Here is an 18,191-nt window from a genome sequence, read left to right on the forward strand (position 1 = left end):
AGCTGGCGCTAAGGATGTGCTGGCAGAATGCTTCCGTGAGCACCGAGCAAGATCGAGTCGATGTTCGCGGCGTTGTCAGCTTTGTCGTGATCGCCTACCTGCCGACGTGGCTGTTGACCTTGCCGCTGTGGCTTACCGGCGAAGGACTGTCGTGGACCTGGGCACCTGTCGTGCTCCTCGTCATGATGTTCATGCCCGCAGTCGCCGCTCTGGTGGTCAGCAAGTGGATAAGCCCGAGCGCGAAGCCGCTGCGCAGCATCGGACTGACCAACCCCGGCGGTATCAAGAAGTGGTGGCCGCACATCCTGGTCGCTTGGCTGGGGCCTCCGCTTGCCATGGTGCTCGCGCTCCTGGTCGGCTACCTGCTCGGGATCTACAAAGCCGACTGGACGGGCTTCTCCGGCCTGACCGAGCAGTTCGGGACAGGCGTGATCGGTGCTGAGCCACAGACCTCGCCCGGGATGCTGGCGCTCATCCAGATCGCCCAGGTATTCGGGCTCGGCTGGTTGCAGGTCATTCCCGCCCTGGGCGAAGAGCTCGGCTGGCGCGGATACCTGGTGCAGGCCCTGCTTCCGCTCGGACAACCCGGTGCCTTCCTCACCACCGGTGTGCTCTGGGGACTCTGGCACGGACCTGTGCTGATCCTCGGGTTCAACTACCCGACGGTTCCGATCGTGGTCGCGTTCATGATGATGATGTGCTTCTGCATCCTGGTCGGAACGCTGCTCGGCTGGCTCCGGCTGGCCACCGGAAGCGTCTGGCCGGCAGCGATCGCCCACGGCTTCCTCAACGCGGCAGCCGGCTTGACCATCGTCTTCAGCCAGGCCGGGTACGCGGTCGACAACGCATCGGTCGGGCTCCTCGGCTGGACCGGCTGGATCGTCCTGGCACTGCTGATCCTGGTGCTCATGCTGCTCGGCAAGCTCCCGGTGCGCTTCCACGTGGAGCAGAGCGGAATAGCCCGTGGCGTCAACCGCCGCAGCCGCCGATGATCGGGAGCGCAAGCATGGGAACTTTCCTGTCACTCGCCGCACGCTGATCCCACGGCGGCGGTGGGTGAAAGCATGGGAGGCATGTTGACGAGTCTGCTGCCCTCCACCCAGCGCGCCCTGCTGCGGCGCCTGGCGGTGGAGCAGAGCGAGAACCGGGTCCCCTCGCTGATCGCGGGGCTGGTCCGGGATGGTGAAACGATCTGGGTCGATTCCCGGGGCAAGGTCGGTGGCCGGCCTTCGAGCACCGACACCCAGTACCGGATCGGTTCGATCACGAAGACGTTCGTCGCGGTGCTCGTGATGCGCCTGCGGGATGAAGGCCGGCTCGACCTGGCCGACAGGCTCGACGACTACTTGCCGGGAACTTCGATCGGCAACCGCAGCATCGGTTCGCTCCTCTCGCAGTCCAGCGGCCTCACGGCGGAGCCGGCCGGCCAGTGGTGGGAACGGACTCCCGGAGGCGATGCTGCCGAGCTGCTCGCCGGAATCGATGAAAGCGCACTGCGCCCCACACCGAACCACGGCTTCCACTACTCCAACGTGGGCTTCGGCGTCCTGGGCGAACTGGTTTCGCGCCTGCGCGGTGCCCCTTGGCACGAGGTGATGCAGCGCGAGATCTTGGCGCCGCTGGGCATGAAGCGCACCACTCTGGAGCCGGTCGCGCCCCACGCCGAGGGATTGGCCGTGCACCCGTGGGCGGACGTCGTGCTGTCCGAGCCGGCCGAAGACGCGGGGGCGATGGCCCCGGCGGGCCAGCTGTGGTCGACGTTCGACGACATGGTCACGTGGGTGCGGTTCGTGGGCGGAGACACCGGCGAAGTGCTGCACCCCGACACGGTCCTGGAAATGCGCTCGCCCGGCTCGGTCGACGACGGACCGGAATGGCGGGGCGGCTACGGGCTCGGACTGCAGCTGATGCGGTACCGGGGGCGACGGCTGGCCGGCCACACCGGGTCGATGCCCGGGTTCGTCGCGAACCTCTGGTCGGATCCGGACGACGCCACCGGCGTGATCTACATGGCGAACACGACCTCGGGGATGAGCGGAACGTTCTCCACGGACCTGCTCGACCTGCTCGCCCAGCACGAGCCGCGAATCCCCGAAGCCTGGGAGCCCAGCGCGGACGTGGACATGCGGCTGCTGGAACTCACCGGTCAGTGGTACTGGGGCCCGAGCCCCTATGTGCTGCGGATCCGCCCAGATGGCCTGCTCGACCTCGCCCCGTCGAAGGGCAGGGGCCGGGCATCGCGGTTCCGCGCCAACTCCGACGGCACCTGGACCGGCCTGGACGGCTACTACTCGGGCGAAACGCTGGAGGTCGGCCGGGATGCGGAGGGCACTCCCACCCACCTCAACCTGAACACGTTCATCTTCACGCGCACGCCGTACGCCAGCGAGGCACCGGTCCCCGGCGGCGTGGCGGGCTGGCGCCACGGCCGTTGATCGGCCCCGCGGGGAAGTGACGCATGGGAATCTTCCTGTCACGGATGACAGGAAGGTTCCCATGCTCCGAAGTCCCTCGGTGGGCTGGCGCGAGCAGGGCTGCGGTGTGAGGCATGCTGTTCGGTATGTCCGGAGACCTCCCCATCACCAGCCGTTGGCACATTCCCGCGGCCGAGCTCTCCGAGCGCTTTTCGCGATCATCAGGGCCCGGTGGACAGGGTGTGAACACAACCGACTCGCGGGTCGAACTCTCCTTCGATCTCGCTAGGTCGACGTCAATGCCCGAATTCCTCCGGCAGCGTGCCGCGAACCGACTTGCGAAGCGGCTCGTCGATGGTGTGATCACAGTCGTGGCGTCGGAGAACCGTGCCCAGCTGGCCAATCGTCAGGCAGCGCGGCAGAGGCTGGCCGCATTGCTGGCGGAGGCGGTCGCTCCGCCGGGGCCCAAACGGCGACGCACCAAGCCGACCAAGGGATCCCAGCAGCGGCGGCTGACCGGCAAGAAGCAGCGTTCCGAGGTGAAGCGGCAGCGTCGTCGGGGTGATCCAGGCGACGGATGAGCTGCCGATGCGCCACTAACGACTAGCCTCAACAGCAGAACGAGAGCGGAAGGGCACTGCTGATGCGCACAGCGTGGGTTTTGCCGGGTGGTTCCACTTTCGGAGCGATCCAGGCCGGACTGGTCTCCGCGCTTTTCGAAGCAGGCGTTGAACCAGACCTGCTCGTCGGCACGTCGGCGGGTTCGCTCAACGCTGCCTGGCTGGCGGGCAACCCCACGCCGAACGGCGCGGAGAAGCTACGCGAAATATGGGCTTCGATGCGGCGAACGGATGTGTTCCCCATCCAGCCGTCGCGGATCCTCGCGGGGAAGCTCGGCTTGTCCAACCATGTGATGGGCAATCACGGTCTGGCCCGCTGGCTGCACAACAACCTCCCGTTCCGGCGGTTGGAGGACGCGCAGATCCCGGTGACTGTCACGGCGACCGACATCGACAGTGGTGACCCCGTGTACTACGAGTCGGGCCCCGCGCTGCCTCCACTGGTCGCGTCGTGCTCGATCCCGGGGATGTTCCCGCCGGTCAAGATCGGTGACCGGTGGCTGGTCGACGGCGGACCGGCGGTTTTCATGCCGATCAGCCGCGCCGTCGAGCGAGGAGCGGAGCGCGTCTTCGTGCTGCCGTGCGGTGGGACAGAGCGCTTCGAGTACAACCAGTCGAAGCGCGGCATCGGTTCGATCGCGACCTGGCCGACGCCGAGGGTCCCACCGCGATCGGTCGGCGGAGTGAACGGTGCCGCACTGGGCGCGGCGATGCTGTCCGCGGCGAGGCTGGACATGCAGTTGAACGCAACGCGCTGCGAGCTCTACATCGTCCCCGCTCCATCCGTGGTGGGTCTTTCGCCGTACTCGTTCGCGCACGCCAGCGCGCTGATCGATGCGGCTTGGGAGATCGCCCGCCGGTGGTACCCGTCCGCGAAGCCAGTTCCGGAAGGGCCAGTCGACATCGGTGGGCATCCGCTCGAGAGCGGTCAGTTCGGGGTCTCCGACGTCGCTCCGACAATGCCGTGACCTAGTGCGAGCATGGGAACCTTCCTGTCACCTGGCTGACCGGAAGGTTCCCATGCTTCAGCTTCGGCCGGATCGAACCTCGGCGAGCTCGTCGACAGCCAGCCGGTCGGCAGGAGCCGTTGATGGGCGAGCCAGGCTGACCAGCACGTTTACCGCGATGTTCACCACGAGTCCGATCAAGCCGGCGTTGATGCCGAGCAACGGATCGTTCCCGGTGCTGACGAGCACTGCTACGACGGCCACGCCCACCGCGAGTCCGCTCGCTGCTCCTGCGACCGTCATGCGCTTCCACAGCAGGCTGATCAGCACCACCGGCAGCAGTTGAGCCAATCCCTGGTAGGAGAGCACCGATAGCTGCACCAGCGTGCTCGGCGAGACGAAGGTGAACAGCAAGGCGACCAACCCGACGAGGAAGGTGACCAGCTGCGAGAGCCGCTTCTGGTGAGGTGCCGTCCGCGGATGCACTCCCAGCACCGAGCGGCCCCACATCGTGCCGATCACGAGCATGAACACGGCCATCGGGACGATCGATGAGAGAGCTCCGGCAACGCCGACGAGCCCGACCATCCACGCCGGCATGGAATCGACGACGAGCTCGAACATGGCGAGGTTCGAATCGCTCAGTCCCGGAACCACGAACACCGCGGCCAGCCCCAGAAGGATGGGGACGAACAGCAAGACCTGGTAGAAGGGCATGATGATCGCGTTGCGCCTCAGCACACCGGGATTCTTCGCGCCGAGGTAGCCGGCGACCGTAGTCGGGAAGATCGTGTAGACGACGCCGTTGAGCAGCCCCGTGGTGGCGAACCACAGCATGCCAAGGGATTCCTTGCCCTGACCCGGCAGAACGAGCCATTGTGGACGTTCAGCGACCAGACGGTCCAGCATCGGGCCGATCCCGCCGAAGTAGTGCACGGGAACGTAGACGAAGACCGCCAGCAGCGTGACGATCACCAGGCTGTCCTTGAGGATCGACACCCATGCGCTGCCACGCAGCCCGGAGAAGATGATGAACGCCTCGGTCACCACGAACGCGATGACGTAGCCGGTGCCCAGGCTGATCGTTCCGTAGCTGATGGTGGAAACGACGACGCCCATCCCCGTGATCTGCAACAAGGGAAGCAAAAGACCCTCCGACCGATACGGAGGACTGAAATGCATCGTCGCAGCTCACAGCCCAATGCTGGTGGGGCGCCGGTGATCGCGCGCATTAGGATCGGCCCGGTCAGCCCGACGGAAGCCGACCACGTTGAGGCAGCCATCGCCCGCGTCATGGAGGTAGTCGGCGGTCGCGACTACCCGCTGAGGGACGGCGGTTCCGGTGTCCACCGGTACATCTCCGTGAGGCTGCCGGGAGCTATCCGCGCCGAGGCTACGCGCGCCGATCGTCGCGAACTGGGACGCTGACCAGCAGCTGGGTTCCGGAGAAACAACGCAGAGTGCCTGCCCGACAGGTGTTTTCGGGCGGGCACTCTTTGCGTTCGGACGTTGCTGTCAGGCGGAGTGGGACGTGACTTCCTGCTCGATGCGCTCGAAGATGTCGGAGTCGGTTTCCTTCTGCCATTCGGGCATGGCGGCCCAGTCCGCGACGTAGGCGGGCTTGGGGTCGTCGAAGTGCTTGAAGATCTGCCCAATCCAGCACAGAGCGACGAAACGGCCCTTCTGTTCGCGGGTGAGCTTGGCCGTGCTGCCCTCGGTCACGACGATGAAGTCGTGCACCTGCTGGTACACGGCCGCCGCGCTGGCGCGCTCCCAATCCGGCGTTTCCTCCCACGGCGTGATGTAGCCGGGCTTCGGCTCGCCGGGGTAGTACTTGTTCACACCCGCGATCCACGCCTCACGGAAAACGCGCCCGTTCTCGTCTGACACTGAACCTCTCCTCACTGCGTTGGGCCGGATGCGGTCACAACATCCGTGATCTGCGATTCCAGGTACCGCACATGCCGATCGGCGAGGAACGGCACCAGGTGCTCCCGTAGGTCTGTGAGCTTGCGGCCGAGGTAGCCGACCGACGCCGTCTGCCAGGCGCTGTCCACGGCCGCGGCGCCCCGCATGACGAGCTGGTCGACGTCGCCGCGCTGGGCGCCCACGGTGGCAAGGTCGACGAGTACGCTTCCGCGGCGCCGCGCCGAGGTGGCCTGTCCCAGTGCCTTGGTGAGTGCGGGCTCGGCCAGGTCTGGGCGGCGAAGCGTGACGAAGCACGCTCCGCGTTCCTCGTCCAGTCGTGATCCCTCGAAGCGGAGCCAGCCGGTGGCCGGCGCCTTGTTGTCGACGTTGACGACTTGCTCGGCCTTGTCCAACGCGCGCTGGCAGGCGGGCAGGTTCCCGAGCCCGGCGAAGGTCTGCGCCTGGACGGCAGCGACCCAGTACCGGGTCGTGCGAGCGGGTTTGCCCCTCACCGCGAGCTGCGCGGCTCCGTCGAGTAGCGGGGAGGCGTGCTGGTACTGGCGCTCGTAGATGTTGATGAAGGCATGTCGGGTCATCGCGCACGCCCAGAGGTCGAACTCGTGGGCTTCCTTGCTGACGTGGGCGGCTTCGGCGTAGCAGTGCGCGGCGTCGGCGTAGTTGTCGCTGTCGAAGAAGATTTCGCCGCAGAGCTGGAACAGGTCACCAGCGAGCGTGCACAACCGGCGCCGCACGTCGGAGCTCTGCGGTTCGTTCAGGCTGGCGTTGAGGGCGGCGAGCTGTTGCCGTGCTGCCGGGAGGACATCGCGTTTGGATCGTGACTCGGCGAACTTCGTCCAGAGCTCGGCGTTCAGTCGCTCGTAGGTGTCCATGGTCGCGGGGTCGAGGTGGCGGGGGTGTTGGGCGGCGTGCCGGAGCCGGTCGGCATCGATTGTGGGGATGGCTAGCAGACTTCCCGTGGCCGTCACCAGGCGGAGTAGTTCACGGCGATTCACGTCGTCACGTTGCCTATCGTCGTCGTGCGGCGAGCCGGGAAACCGCGATGGTCGTGTTGCTTGGTCACTCCTTCGTACCGGCATGCCTTGCAGCTCGGCAATCCTGATCCGCTTCTCCTCTGCGACCACGCGGTCGAAGTGGGTGAGCAGTTCGCCGCCTGCTTCGAGCAGCTGGTCAGCGGTCTGCCAGAAGTCGCGGCTGGGGAACTGGCGGCCGGCCTCGATGTGCGAGATCGACGTGCGCGAGTAGGCGGTGATCCTCCCGATGGCCGCTTGGTCGAGCGGCGAAGCCTCCCGGAAACTGCGAAGCGCGGCTCCCAGGGCGCGGCGCAGTTCGATGATCGCTTCTGGCGTTCGGGCCATGAAGGTCTCCTGTCGAGTGCGCGGCACGTGTCCGGTACGCGTCTCAGCGTAGCTACCTGCGTGAACACGGTGACACGGCTAGGTGTGGGAGTTTCGCCCACATCATCCCCCACATCAGTTCCACACGGTTACGTGGCGACTGCGTAGAGCAACGGATCTCGCTGCGGCGACCGGGACCTCGGGAGGGTGCAGGTGGGCAGTTTTTCAGCAGCGCTCGTCGTGATGGCTGTCGTTGTCCTCGGTTCGGCCGTGGTCAGCGGGTTAGTCATCGTCGCCGACGAAGTGCGGATGCGGCGCAAAGCCAGGCCGGAAGTCGCCAACGACGACTGGCAGGAGGCGGTACACGATGTCGTCTTCCGAGATTGACCTCTTGCTGACCGAGCTGGGGTCCAACGAGTGGACGGTGTGGGTATTCGGCCCGAAACACGGTCCCGGCATCGTCGCGGCGGTGCACAGGTGGCAGACCTGCGCGGACGTGGTGATCCTCCGCGGCGAGACGGGCGATAACGACGCGACCGCCTTCCGCACTCCGACCATGCTCGGCTCGGACCCGTTTGTGCCCGTGCTGGTGTCCTGGCAGTACCACTCCTCGGCGGTGTGGACCCTGCGCGCTGTCCTCGCACTTCCCGAGCCAGGCCACCCGGATGCACCGATCGCGGTGCTGCGCCCCGACCGGCTGTGCTTCCTGCCCGATGATCTCGGCCGTCCGGTGACGATCAGGCCGTCCCAGCTCATCGGGCCATCCCAGCCGCGCAGATTGGAAGGGGCGAACGGATGGTCGTCGTAGGAACTCTGGTGAGTCTTGTCGCGCTCGTGCTGGCGGCGTGGTGGGCATTGCGCTACTTCGCCGAGTGGGGCACGCACGGCGGGTCCGGCGAAGGCGCACTCACGGTTGAGCAGCTACTCGCGCAGGCCGAGGCCGAGGCCACCACCGGCGGTCGACACCGGCTCCGCGAACCGCTGGTGATGCGCGGCGATCTCGCCGACGCGCTCGCGGTGGAGGAAACGCGGTTGCTCCCGGCAGTCGAGGCCGGGTTGCCGCTCGACGACCCCGAGGTGATGGCGACCCACCGGTGGACGCTGCGCCGTGCCCTGGCCGGGCTGCAGAAGTTGTAGAGCTCGGCGGGGGCACCGCGGCCGACTCTTCCCCCTCCCAAGGCCGGTGCCCTCGCCGGAACCACGCGCCCCGCCGCTGACCCCCAGGGCGGCCGGGCACTCCGATGGCCGGGGTGCGACGACCCCCAGCGTCACCCGGCCGTCGCCTTCCCCCGGCACAACGCTGCCAGGGGCATCGGGTTCGGCTGGGGAGCGCCGGGCCCGTGGCAGCGGGTCGACGCGCGGCAGCTGCGCCGCAACCGACCCGCGCACCGCTCCGGTGCCGGACCGCTGGACGGCGCCGGAGCGGCGGTCACCGGGAGCACCGCCCCTCGGTGCACCCGGTGACCCAAACCCTGTGAACAGTAAGGAGATCACGTGGAAGACGCCCACGACATCGAACCCGAGCAGGAAGCGCAAGAGCCCGAACCGGTCCACGACGCCAACGGCGTGCCGCACTGGCCAGGTGCCGGTCCGCAGCTGTGAGTTGCGGGAAGAAAACCGCCCCGGTGCTGGACTTGTGACCGGCACCGGGGCGCGCCGGACCAGCTTCCGAGCAGAGGTGATGATGCAGAGTTCCGATGCGCCGCAGGTTCCCCGGATTCCCGCTGATGTGACGGTGGCGGGGGAGTACCGCGCCGAGGTCGCACGCGAATTCCGCGCCGCCTACGAGCGGGGCGCCACCATCCGAGCACTGGCCAAGGCCAGCGGCCGATCCTTCGGATTCGTGCGCAAGATTCTCAGCGAGTCCGGGGTGACGATGCGGAGCCGCGGCGGGCCTTGGCGCCGGGCACGTGTGCCAGAAGCCCAGACGGACCCGGCCGCGGTCAGCTGATCGTGCCCGCCCGGGTTACCCGACCAGCGGTTCCCCGCGCTGGGAACCGATGGAAGAACGACAGCACGGAGAAAGGAAGGGAAATCGTGACGACGTTCATTGACGACCCGCTCGCTTCGGCCAGCGGCCGGTTCGCGGGTTCGCCGGGAACCGGCGGCGAACTGGTCGAGGTCGGCACCAACGAGTCGCTGCGGCCGTTCGGGCTGCGTGTGACCCAAGACCGGCCGTTGCCGGTTCGGCCGGAGTTCGGCTACTGCCACGAGCAGCAGGTGGCGATCGATCCGGACGGTTCTGGTGTGCCGCTGGTCGAGCGCATGGACAAGGACTGGAAGACCAAGGGCAGCAGTGACGGCGATGAAGGGCCGGAAGAGCACTACGACTGGGAAGAACTGTAAGCGATGACCGTGGTCATCTTCGCTGATGAGGCAGACGCCCCGGTGGATGCCGTGGTGCGAACCCTCACGCGGCGAGGGGTGCCGGTGTTCCGCGCCGACACGAGCTGGTTCCCGGACCGGCTCGTGTTGGACGCGGAGCTCCGCGCTTCCCGCTGGGTGGGGTCGCTGACCACCGAGCATCGCAGCGTGGCGCTGGAGGACATCCGCTCGATCTGGTACTGCTCGCCGACCCCGTTCCGATTCCCGCCGGGGATGGCGCCGCAGTGGCGGACGCACGCGGCGCGGGAAGCGAAGTTCGGTTTCGGCGGCGTGCTCTCGGCGCTGCCGGTGCTGTGGGTCAACCACCCGAACCGGGCCGCCGATGCCATGTACAAGCCGCTGCAACTGGTCACCGCTGCCGCGTGCGGGCTGACGGTGCCGGACACGCTGGTGACCAACGCGCCGACCGCGGTGCGCCGGTTCGCCGAGACCGTCGAGACCGGAGTGGTGCAGAAGTCGTTCGCGGCCAACATCCTGACCGAGGACGACAAGCTCAAGATCGCCTTTACCCGCAGGCTCGACGAGGCGGCGTTGGCAGATCTCGACGGCATCGGGCTGACCGCGCACCAGATCCAGCAGTGGGTCGACAAGGACTACGAGGCGCGGGTGGTCGTGGTCGGCGAGCGGGTGTTCACCATCGCCATCCACGCGCATTCCCCGGCCGCGCGTGTGGACTGGCGGGCCGATTTCGACGCGCTGCGGTACGAGTGGATTCCCACACCGGCCGAGGTGCGCCGCGGGGTGCGCGCCTACATGGACGCCCTCGGCCTGGCCTACGCGGCGTTCGACTTCAGCGTGAACCGGGCCGGGTGCTGGGTGTTCCTCGAATCCAACGGCGCCGGCCGGTACGGCTGGTTGGAGAATCAGACCGGTGCGCCGATCACCGAAGCACTCGCCGACCTGCTCCAGGCGGGAATGGAGGGCATGACCCGTGATCGACTGGAAGCCGAAGGCGTGCAGCCTCGCCGATGAGCTGGCGGAGCTGGGCAAGCTCACGATGCCGGAGTGGCGGGCGGCGGTGGAGGCCACCCCGCGCCATGAGTTCGTCCCGGCCTACTACGTCCACGAGGCGGGCCGCTGGCAGCTGGCGGACACCAGTTCACCGGCCGGTCGCGACGAGTGGTTGCGCCGGGTGTACTCGAACACGGTGCTGATCACCGCGCTGTCCGACGGCGACTCCGGCAAGGTGGTGCGCTCGTCGTCGTCACAGCCCGGGCTGATGGTGCGGATGCTCGAAGCGCTCGACGTGCACGACGGGCAGCGCGTGCTCGAAATCGGGACCGGCACCGGCTACAACGCCGCTCTGCTCTCCCACCGGCTGGGCGCCGACCGGGTGTTCAGCGTCGATGTCGACGAGGACCTGGTGGAGGCCGCCCGCGCCCGCCTGGCCGCGATCGGCCACCACCCGACGGTGGCCACCGTCGACGGCGCTGGCGGGCTGCCAGGGCACGCGCCGTTCGACCGGATCATCGCGACGTGCTCGGTGCCCGCGGTGCCGTGGTCCTGGATCGAGCAGACCCGACCCGGTGGCCTGATCCTCACGGACGTGAAACCTGCGGTCAACGCGGGAAGTCTCGTGCTGCTGCGGCGCACGGACGAGGGCGCCGAGGGGCGGTTCGACCGCACCTACGCGGCGTTCATGGGACTGCGGAAACCAGGCGCGGCCTACACCAGCATCGCCCGGCCCCGCGACCGCTCCAACGCGGTGGAGCGCACCACCAGCATTGCGCCGGGGATGTTGCAGAACCTCGTCGTCTGGTTCCTCGCGGCGCTCGACCTCGGAGCCGGAGCGTCAAGCGGCTACACCGGAAGCGATCCGACGCAGGCCCCGACCGCTGCGTGGATCGCCACGGCCGACCGGTCGTGGGCCGAGATCGACCTGCAACCCGACGGCGGAACGTACCGGGTACGTGAAGGCGGACCGCGGTCCCTGTGGCGAGCCGTCGAGACCGCCCACGACACGTGGCTACGGCTCGAACAACCCGGATGGGACCGGTTCGGGCTCACCGTGACCCGCTGCGGCCAATGGGTGTGGATCGACGACCCCAGCAGCCCGCGCCGCTGGCAGATCCCCACCTGACCCGGAACGACGAACCCGCCCCCGCACCGACCGGAGATCCGGAAGGATGCGGGGGCGGGTTTCCTTCGGGCCCGCTCTCTACTAGACCAGCGAGGGGCGTGATGACCATGCAGCGCGAGGCGATCGAGGCCGGATTAAGCGAGGCGGAAGCCGCCTACGGGGACACCTCCGACCCGTACCGCCAGGCTCAGGGCTACGACTCGGCCGCGATCCTCTACGCCGAGCTCGCAGCCCACACCGATGATCCGACATGGAAGAACGCCGCGGTGCAAGCCGGGCAGCGGTACGCGGTGCTGGCCGCGCAGGTACGGCACCGGCACGGCATCCCTACTCCGTTCCCGGAACGCGAGGCGGCGCTGTTGCGCGGCGCGGGCGCTCCGGCCGAGGTGACGATCAGGGTCGGCCCGACGCCGCGGGACAAGGTGGAAGCTGAACAGCTCGCGGCAGCCGGGGAGGTCTCGACGGTGGTCGTCCAAGCTGACGATGCGGTTACCGGCGGCAGCCGGAGCTGAAACGCGAAACGCGCCCCGCTCCCTAGCACCAGGTACCAGGGAACGGGGCGCGTTGGCTCAGGCGGCGCGGTGCCGCCCATCCTGTTCGGTCGTCGAGCTCGGCGGGGTGTAGGTCGGCGGCCTGGTCGAGCCGAGCAGTACCCGCGCGATCGGCGGCGGCAGGTGCGGTTCGAGCTTGCGCAGCAGCGCGTAGACGGCGGCGAGCACGAGCGGTACGACGAGCGTGGGCCCGGCGTCACCGAGACCGTCGACCAGCCACGCCGGAGCACCAGCGGTGACGAGCGCGGCGATGACCGCGGACCAGGCGGCGGGAACGATCGTGCGCAGCCACGCGGTGAGCTGGTCAGACATTGCCGTCGGCCCCTCGTGCGACGTTCACGTCGACGTTGACGGTGGCGTCGGCGATGGTGTTGCGCACCGTGTCGTCGATGCGCTTGATCAGCTCGTCGGCGTTGAAGTCGCTGCCGGTGACGGCTGCGGCCAGCGTGCGGATCGTCTCGGCCTGGGCGGCGAGCATGGCGCGGTTCTCGAACCCGTAGAGGTCGCCGTTGAGGGCCGCGTCGGCGAGGCTGAGCTTGACGTCGGACCCGCGGACCCGCGACGGGTGCCGTTCTCGCCAGAGCACGTCGACGATGGCTCGCTTGGCGTCGTCGTAGGACACGTCATCCTCCTGGTTGTTCGGGGCGGTGTTGGTGAAGCTGGGCAGGTTCCACGGGGTGTCGTCGTCGCAGTTGTGCGGGTTGACGCTGATGTGGAAGTGCTTGCGGTGCGGGTTCGCGCCGCGGTAGGGCACCCACTTCCACGGGCTGTATCCGGAGCGGGTGTCCATGATCAATCCGTTGGCGATCATGTACTTGATGCGCGGATCGCGGGATGCGGCGAGTTCGTCGGTCAGGCGGTCGATGTCCATGCCGTGCGCGGGGTCGTGGGTGAAGTCCCTTGCGGTGACGACCCCGATGCCGTCGACCTTGTGCCACGGGTTGTGGTCGCTGCTGCGGGAAGCGTGCGCGGCGTCGCCGATCCCGCCATCGGATGCTGTGGAGCGGTCGGGGAATGCGGTGTTGAACTGCTCGCTGAGGGTTTCCAGCGAGCGCGCTACGCGCCACGCCATGTGATCACCTCGGTTCGGAAGTCGTGGAAGTTTCGGGGGTTTCAGTCGGCGGGGTGGTGCTGGCGTCGGTGGCCACGCAGCCCATGCCGGGGGCGGTGCCTCCGCTTGCGGCGAGGTAGAGCACCGGCCGTAGCTCGTAGCCGGTGGGGCAGTCCGGGCCGGGCTCGCCGCGCTGGCCTTGCTGGCCGGGTTCACCTTGCGGGCCGGGCGGGAGCGGTCCGGCGTCCTCGCGGGTGCCGTCGGTGTAGGTGACGATCAGGCGGCCGTCGTCGGCGGTGACGTCGGCGATGCCGCGCCCGTCGGCACCATCGGCGCCGGGGCGTCCGACGATCCTGCCGACCGTTTCGCGGGTGCCGTCGGAGTAGATGAGGACCAGGGCGCCGTCGTCGACGACGCTGGCGACGATGCCGCGGCCCTGCTCGCCGGTCGCTCCGGGTTGGCCGGCCACCGGGCCGACGTCGGCGGTGGTGCCGTCGGAGTAGGCGACGATCAGTCGCCCAGCGCGGATCGAGGTGGCGGTGATGCCGCGCCCGTCCGCGCCATCGGTACCGTCAACCGGCGCGCGGGGTTCGCGCTGCACCTGCTCGGCCGAGACGCACGCGGCACCGAACCGGGCCGCAGCGTCGCCGCCCTGCGCGCAGGCACGCGCGACGTCGTCGGCGAGCTGGTCAAGACGCTGCTCGGCGCTGTCGGCGCGGCCGGTTTCCTGCTCGGCGGTGCGCGACTGGTCGGCCAGCGACCACGTCAACCACGCGGCCCACACCACCACGGCACCGAGCACCAGTGCGCGGGCGCGCGCCCACGTCATCCACTGCGGACGTCTCATGAGTCCCCCCGTCGAGCGTTCGCGGCGGCGTCCTCGGCGGCCCACCGACGACGCCGCTCGTCGTCGAGTTGGGTGGCGAGCTGGTCGACGCGGGCCCGTAGCTCGTCGATCTGGTCGCGGAGCTCGGCCACTTCGTCGTCGCGCGCGGCGCCGACGCGGGCGAGCTCGGCGGCGTGGCGCTGCTCGGCGTCGGCGAGCGCGGTGCGGTAGTCGCCGCGGTCGGTCGCAGCCGTGCGCATGACCCACACGAGCAGGGCGACCAGGACTCCGCCGACACCGGCCTGTGGTCCGGCCGATGCCAGGAGGGCGGCGATGTCCACGGTGCCCCCTCTGCAACGTCAGGCGAAGGCGAACCAGAAGAGCTGGTTTGCGCGGGTCCACTTGGATTCGGTCGTATTGAGCACTGCGGGTGGCGGAAAGGTCTGCCCGGCCTGGTACACCGAGTAGGGCCGTTCGCCGATGAGCAGCTGCGCGCCGGATCCGGTGGGCGTCGAGGACAACCGTGGTGACGTGGTCCAACCGGTGGCGATCATGCAGATGGCGATGTGGTCGCCTTCAGCGATTGCGAGGTCGCCGATGGGGATGTGCTTGACGCCGGCCGTATTGACCTTGTCCTGGCCGTAGGCCCAGTGCCTCTCAGCCAGAGCCGACAGGCTCGGCCCGGTGTAGACCTTCAGGTCGAACGTGCCCGAACCGACCGCGGCGGCGGTGACGCAGAGCCGAAGCTCGGTCGCCGTGAAGTCCTTGGGTGAACGGGTGGCGACGGCGGTCATGTAGTTGTTGGTCAGCGATTCGCCCCATTGGCAATCCGATCGCTGGTGGGAGCTGATGACGTCGCCGTAGAGCAAGGTGTCGCTGGCGGTCGTCGGATAGAGGGCGCTCGCAGCGTTTTCGAGGTTGCCGATACGCCCGTCGAGCGCGGTGATTTCGGCGTCGTCGGCCTTGCCATGCAGCGCGGCCTGCAGGCCGGACACATCGGCGACGGCGTGAACGTGCGCTGCTGGTGTCGGCGCGCTCGGCGACCAGGTGCCGGCCGAATACACCAGGGCTTGCCCGTCGGTCGCGCCGATCGTGCTGACGTCGGTCAGCTCGTCGAGGACGGTCGCACCGGTGCCGCCGGAACTGGTGTTGTCGGTGCCCGGCGCCCAGGTGCTGCCGTTGAACTTCAGGACGTGGCCAGCGGCGGCGCCCGCGGTGGTGACGTCGTCGAGCTGGTCGAGGGTGGTTGCTCCGCCCCCGGTGCCGGTGGCGTCATCGGCGGGCGCCCACGTTCCGGCGCTGAACTTGAGCACCTGGCCGTCGGTTGCGCCCGTGGCGGTGACGTCGGCCAGGTCGTCGAGCACGGGTGCCGGTGCGGTTTCCAGCGTCGACAGCCTCGCGTCGTGGTCGTCGAGCTCCGCCCGGAGGCCGGTGACCTCGCTGATGGGGTGGGTGTGCGGCGGGGGCCCGGATTCCAGCGACAGCAGCCGGGCCCCATGGTCGGACAGCGTCGAGGTGTGCTCGGCAACCGCGTTCGTCGTGTTGTTGCACTGGTCGATCAACAGGTTCTGCTCGGCGGCGCGGGCGATGCGCTCGGGGTTGCTGGGCACGTGGGGGATCGTCACGGTTAGCTCCAAATGAAAGTGCTGTCCCAGCTGGAGGAATCCCAGACGCCGGGGGCGGGCGGTGCGATGGCTTCGACTTGGTAGGTGTCGGTGAGGCGGCCGTCGTCGTCGACGGAGCGGGTGAGGCCGTAGATCTGGGTGCGCAGGTGCCCGAACCCGCCCTGGTCGGCGATCGCGATGCAGTCGAGGTTCTGCACGCGCGGGTCACCGGGCACGGTGATCGCGTCGGAGACGGGGATGGGATCGCCGATGCGCGGAACCAGGCGGTCGAGCATCGCCCGGGTCTGCCACTCGTCCTGCAGCCACTTCCCGCTCAGCTCGATGACGCGTTCGCCGCGGGTGGCGATGGACGCCTCGTTGCGGATGGTCCAGGTCTTCTCGGCGTCTTCGACAACAACGGACCCTTCGACGCGGAACCGCGGTTGTCCGTTGGGGTTGACGAACCCGACCGGTTCGGCCCAGCCGTTCCACACCCACAGCCGGACCAGGCCGCGGGAGACGAATTTCTGCTCGGTGGATGCCGACGTGCCTTCGCGGTAGTCGGTGCCGGTGTAGACCTGGCGACCGTGCCGGGGGATCTGCTGATCCCACGGCGCCGCTTCGGCGATCAGCGGCAGCCCCCAGGGGTTGACGGCGATGGTGTGGTCGTCGGCCTGGATGAACAGTTCGCGCGCGGAGCGGGCGGGGATGATGAACTCGGCGGGCAGCAGCTCGCCGGATGCGGCGCGGGCCAGCGGTACACCGTCCTCGCCGAGGTCGTAGGCGATGCCCACCACGGTGCGGGCGCTCGTGGTGGTCACCGACCAGACGTTGCGGACGCTGTCCAACGTCGTCCGGAAACCCAGGTTGCCGAGGTCATCGAGGGTGAAGGTGCGGACGGTTGTGGCCTGGCGGTCGACAACGTCGTCGGAGTTGTAGAAGCAGAACCGCCCGGACTCGTCGAACAGGACGAGGCCGTATTCGGCGCTGGCTACGTCTTTGGCGAGGGTGAACGCTTCGAAGGACTCGCGCAGGGTGTGGGTGGCGCGGTTGCGTCCCCAGGACACTTGGGCGGTTCCGGCGGGGGTGGTGTCGTAGGTGATCTGGGCCAGCGGCGGCTTGGCGGCGCCGTTGACGATGGCCACGTCGGAGACGGCCCAGGTGTTGCGGATAGTCACCAGCCCCGACAGCCGGTCGATGTGGGCGGTCGTGGCGCGGTTGGCGACCACGCGCGGCGCCTGGCGGCGGTCGTCGATGCACGACCGCATCTCGATGTCGCCGTTGGACCACCAGGCGAAGGCGGCTTCGTAGTAGTGCCAACCGGGCTCGGAGGGCAAGGGGGAGAACGGGCCATCGATCCGCTCGTAGGTGTCGCCGCCGAGCTGGTCGTTGTCGAAGGCGGTGGCGTACTGCATGCGAGCCAGGCCCGCGCCGTTGCTGGGCTCCAGCGCGAGCGTGAAGCGGTGCCCGCGGACCTGCAGCTCGATCGCGGCCGTGGCGGCGTCGACGTTCGGTCCGGCCCAGTAGAACCAGCCGCCGAGCACCCACGTGGAATCCGCTGCGCCCGCGACACCGCGGTCGAGCTCGTCGATCCAGTAGGTGTGGAACCCGGCGGCTTCTTCACCGCGGGGAACAGCTTGGCGGGCGAGGTAGCCGTGCGGGCCCTCCCGGTATGCCTCGGCGCGGGCGCGGTGCGCGGCGTCGCCGGTCTCCCACGCTTCGGTGCGGTGGATGCCCTGTTCGTTGTCGAGGGTGCCGACCTCGGGCAGGATGCTGCCGTGCATGGGCACTGACAGGACGACACCGGTGCGGTACGGGGCGGCCGAGAGCTCGTCGGGCCAGCTGAACCCTCGCGGGCCCATCGTGAAACCGCCGGCACGCGCCGCCAGGTCGATCAGGCTGCTGCTGTCGATGAGCTGGCCGCGCTTGAACCCTCGTTGCAGGTGGCGTTCCCACAGCGCGTACGGAGGCAGCTGCACCAGGCCGCGCAGTTTCTCGGCGTTGTCGAGGCATTCGAGCACGACCGTGCCATCGCCCCGATCGGTCGCCGGACTGCGCACGACGCCTCGGAACTGGGGGAACCATTCGAACCCGTGCTCGTCGGTCCAGACGGCGACGTCGAGCTCGACGTCGGCGCCTTCGACGTCGACACCGAACAGCAGCGAATCACGGTTGTAGGGGGCGAACTGCACGGCGATCGGCTCGTCATGGACGTCACCGGCCAGTGGCACCGTGAGCCGGGCCGCGGCGTGGCCTTCGATGAGCAGCAGCTCGTCGGGTGCGGTCGAGGACACGATGTGCTCGCGCCGCCACGGCTTGACGAACCGCGACAGGTCCGACAGCGGGTGCGCGAAGCGGCCGTCGCGGTCCCAGTCCACCCGGAACCGGGTGGCGAACGTGCGCTCGGGCGCTTCGATGGCGCGGGCAGCTTCGGGGGTATGGGGCAGCAC

The 18,191-nt window shown here is 68.6% G+C and carries 21 protein-coding genes; 12 read left to right on the forward strand and 9 right to left on the reverse strand.

From position 1 onward, the window contains the following. Nucleotides 1–35 precede the first annotated feature (35 nt). The 4 genes from ATL45_RS19320 (at nt 36) to ATL45_RS19335 (ending at nt 4,002) form a co-directional block, all read left to right on the forward strand. A complete protein-coding gene (locus ATL45_RS19320; RefSeq protein ID WP_177242072.1) occupies nt 36–992 on the forward strand; it encodes a CPBP family intramembrane glutamic endopeptidase in 957 nt (318 codons plus the stop codon). An 81-nt stretch (nt 993–1,073) separates the two neighbouring features. Further along, a complete protein-coding gene (locus ATL45_RS19325; RefSeq protein ID WP_093157965.1) occupies nt 1,074–2,435 on the forward strand; it encodes a serine hydrolase domain-containing protein in 1,362 nt (453 codons plus the stop codon). A 125-nt stretch (nt 2,436–2,560) separates the two neighbouring features. Beyond that, the gene (gene arfB / locus ATL45_RS19330; RefSeq protein WP_093157963.1) at nt 2,561–2,995 is read left to right on the forward strand and encodes an alternative ribosome rescue aminoacyl-tRNA hydrolase ArfB; all 435 of its coding nucleotides are present in this window, start codon (nt 2,561–2,563) and stop codon (nt 2,993–2,995) included. 62 nt (nt 2,996–3,057) lie between these two features. After that, complete coding sequence (locus ATL45_RS19335) at nt 3,058–4,002, forward strand: patatin-like phospholipase family protein (protein WP_093157809.1); 945 nt, start codon at nt 3,058–3,060, stop codon at nt 4,000–4,002. 57 nt (nt 4,003–4,059) lie between these two features. Here ATL45_RS19335 and ATL45_RS19340 read toward each other — a convergent pair whose 3' ends face one another. From ATL45_RS19340 to ATL45_RS19355, 3 genes are all read right to left on the reverse strand, one after another. Then, nucleotides 4,060–5,163: a sodium:solute symporter family protein gene (locus ATL45_RS19340; protein WP_246025434.1), complete on the reverse strand. Its 1,104-nt coding sequence runs from the start codon at nt 5,161–5,163 to the stop codon at nt 4,060–4,062. Nucleotides 5,164–5,496: 333 nt separating this feature from the next. Beyond that, nucleotides 5,497–5,871 carry a hypothetical protein gene (locus ATL45_RS19350; protein ID WP_093157806.1) on the reverse strand — a complete coding sequence of 125 codons (375 nt, stop codon included), beginning with the start codon at nt 5,869–5,871 and terminating at the stop codon, nt 5,497–5,499. 11 nt (nt 5,872–5,882) lie between these two features. Continuing rightward, a complete protein-coding gene (locus tag ATL45_RS19355) occupies nt 5,883–7,265 on the reverse strand; it encodes a helix-turn-helix domain-containing protein (protein WP_093157805.1) in 1,383 nt (460 codons plus the stop codon). A 192-nt stretch (nt 7,266–7,457) separates the two neighbouring features. Between ATL45_RS19355 and ATL45_RS38940 the strand changes: the two genes are divergently transcribed. From ATL45_RS38940 to ATL45_RS19390, 8 genes are all read left to right on the forward strand, one after another. Further along, complete coding sequence (locus tag ATL45_RS38940) at nt 7,458–7,631, forward strand: hypothetical protein (protein WP_170210275.1); 174 nt, start codon at nt 7,458–7,460, stop codon at nt 7,629–7,631. Then, entirely contained in the window at nt 7,612–8,052 is a 441-nt protein-coding gene (locus ATL45_RS19360; RefSeq protein ID WP_093157803.1) for a hypothetical protein, read from the forward strand. Before ATL45_RS38940 ends, ATL45_RS19360 begins: the two co-directional genes overlap by 20 nt. 8 nt (nt 8,053–8,060) lie before the next feature. Next, nucleotides 8,061–8,381, forward strand: coding sequence for a hypothetical protein (locus ATL45_RS19365; protein ID WP_246025435.1), 321 nt, complete (start codon nt 8,061–8,063; stop codon nt 8,379–8,381). Between the two features lie 544 nt (nt 8,382–8,925). After that, complete coding sequence (locus ATL45_RS19370) at nt 8,926–9,195, forward strand: helix-turn-helix domain-containing protein (protein WP_246025436.1); 270 nt, start codon at nt 8,926–8,928, stop codon at nt 9,193–9,195. A gap of 86 nt (nt 9,196–9,281) precedes the next feature. Beyond that, a complete protein-coding gene (gene tgmA, locus ATL45_RS38945; protein WP_093157800.1) occupies nt 9,282–9,590 on the forward strand; it encodes a putative ATP-grasp-modified RiPP in 309 nt (102 codons plus the stop codon). Nucleotides 9,591–9,593: 3 nt separating this feature from the next. Next, on the forward strand, nt 9,594–10,601 hold the full coding sequence (gene tgmB, locus ATL45_RS19380) for an ATP-grasp ribosomal peptide maturase (protein ID WP_093157799.1): 1,008 nt from the start codon (nt 9,594–9,596) through the stop codon (nt 10,599–10,601). Then, nucleotides 10,561–11,709 carry an ATP-grasp peptide maturase system methyltransferase gene (tgmC, locus tag ATL45_RS19385; RefSeq protein ID WP_093157797.1) on the forward strand — a complete coding sequence of 383 codons (1,149 nt, stop codon included), beginning with the start codon at nt 10,561–10,563 and terminating at the stop codon, nt 11,707–11,709. The genes tgmB and tgmC overlap by 41 nt, the downstream gene beginning before the upstream one ends. Nucleotides 11,710–11,810: 101 nt before the next feature. Then, nucleotides 11,811–12,221: a hypothetical protein gene (locus ATL45_RS19390; RefSeq protein WP_093157796.1), complete on the forward strand. Its 411-nt coding sequence runs from the start codon at nt 11,811–11,813 to the stop codon at nt 12,219–12,221. Between the two features lie 57 nt (nt 12,222–12,278). Here ATL45_RS19390 and ATL45_RS19395 read toward each other — a convergent pair whose 3' ends face one another. From ATL45_RS19395 to ATL45_RS19420, 6 genes are read right to left on the reverse strand one after another with little or no spacing between them, the layout of a single operon-like run. Beyond that, nucleotides 12,279–12,572 (reverse strand): hypothetical protein, encoded by a 294-nt coding sequence (locus tag ATL45_RS19395; protein WP_093157794.1) that lies wholly within the window; start codon nt 12,570–12,572, stop codon nt 12,279–12,281. Then, a complete protein-coding gene (locus ATL45_RS39350) occupies nt 12,565–13,332 on the reverse strand; it encodes a hypothetical protein (RefSeq protein WP_177242071.1) in 768 nt (255 codons plus the stop codon). Before ATL45_RS39350 ends, ATL45_RS19395 begins: the two co-directional genes overlap by 8 nt. 4 nt (nt 13,333–13,336) lie before the next feature. Continuing rightward, nucleotides 13,337–14,158, reverse strand: a complete 822-nt coding sequence (locus ATL45_RS19405; protein ID WP_143121747.1) for a collagen-like domain-containing protein — start codon at nt 14,156–14,158, stop codon at nt 13,337–13,339. Continuing rightward, on the reverse strand, nt 14,155–14,478 hold the full coding sequence (locus ATL45_RS19410; protein WP_093157791.1) for a hypothetical protein: 324 nt from the start codon (nt 14,476–14,478) through the stop codon (nt 14,155–14,157). The genes ATL45_RS19405 and ATL45_RS19410 overlap by 4 nt, the downstream gene beginning before the upstream one ends. Nucleotides 14,479–14,496: 18 nt before the next feature. Beyond that, a complete protein-coding gene (locus ATL45_RS19415; RefSeq protein ID WP_143121746.1) occupies nt 14,497–15,747 on the reverse strand; it encodes a hypothetical protein in 1,251 nt (416 codons plus the stop codon). Nucleotides 15,748–15,764: 17 nt separating this feature from the next. After that, nucleotides 15,765–18,191, reverse strand: coding sequence for a hypothetical protein (locus ATL45_RS19420; RefSeq protein ID WP_093157788.1), 2,427 nt, complete (start codon nt 18,189–18,191; stop codon nt 15,765–15,767).

This window comes from Saccharopolyspora antimicrobica (assembly GCF_003635025.1).
GTDB classification, from domain to species: domain Bacteria; phylum Actinomycetota; class Actinomycetes; order Mycobacteriales; family Pseudonocardiaceae; genus Saccharopolyspora; species Saccharopolyspora antimicrobica.

What these genes read in the sequence shown, in the direction of transcription:
- ATL45_RS19325 (WP_093157965.1), top strand. Translation starts at nt 1,074, where the DNA reads ATGTTGACGAGTCTGCTGCCCTCCACCCAGCGCGCCCTGCTGCGGCGC.
- arfB (WP_093157963.1), top strand. Translation starts at nt 2,561, where the DNA reads ATGTCCGGAGACCTCCCCATCACCAGCCGTTGGCACATTCCCGCGGCC.
- ATL45_RS19335 (WP_093157809.1), top strand. Translation starts at nt 3,058, where the DNA reads ATGCGCACAGCGTGGGTTTTGCCGGGTGGTTCCACTTTCGGAGCGATC.
- ATL45_RS19340 (WP_246025434.1), bottom strand. Translation starts at nt 5,163, where the DNA reads ATGCATTTCAGTCCTCCGTATCGGTCGGAGGGTCTTTTGCTTCCCTTG.
- ATL45_RS19355 (WP_093157805.1), bottom strand. Translation starts at nt 7,265, where the DNA reads ATGGCCCGAACGCCAGAAGCGATCATCGAACTGCGCCGCGCCCTGGGA.
- ATL45_RS19360 (WP_093157803.1), top strand. Translation starts at nt 7,612, where the DNA reads ATGTCGTCTTCCGAGATTGACCTCTTGCTGACCGAGCTGGGGTCCAAC.
- ATL45_RS19370 (WP_246025436.1), top strand. Translation starts at nt 8,926, where the DNA reads ATGATGCAGAGTTCCGATGCGCCGCAGGTTCCCCGGATTCCCGCTGAT.
- tgmB (WP_093157799.1), top strand. Translation starts at nt 9,594, where the DNA reads ATGACCGTGGTCATCTTCGCTGATGAGGCAGACGCCCCGGTGGATGCC.
- ATL45_RS19390 (WP_093157796.1), top strand. Translation starts at nt 11,811, where the DNA reads ATGACCATGCAGCGCGAGGCGATCGAGGCCGGATTAAGCGAGGCGGAA.
- ATL45_RS19395 (WP_093157794.1), bottom strand. Translation starts at nt 12,572, where the DNA reads ATGTCTGACCAGCTCACCGCGTGGCTGCGCACGATCGTTCCCGCCGCC.
- ATL45_RS39350 (WP_177242071.1), bottom strand. Translation starts at nt 13,332, where the DNA reads ATGGCGTGGCGCGTAGCGCGCTCGCTGGAAACCCTCAGCGAGCAGTTC.
- ATL45_RS19405 (WP_143121747.1), bottom strand. Translation starts at nt 14,158, where the DNA reads ATGAGACGTCCGCAGTGGATGACGTGGGCGCGCGCCCGCGCACTGGTG.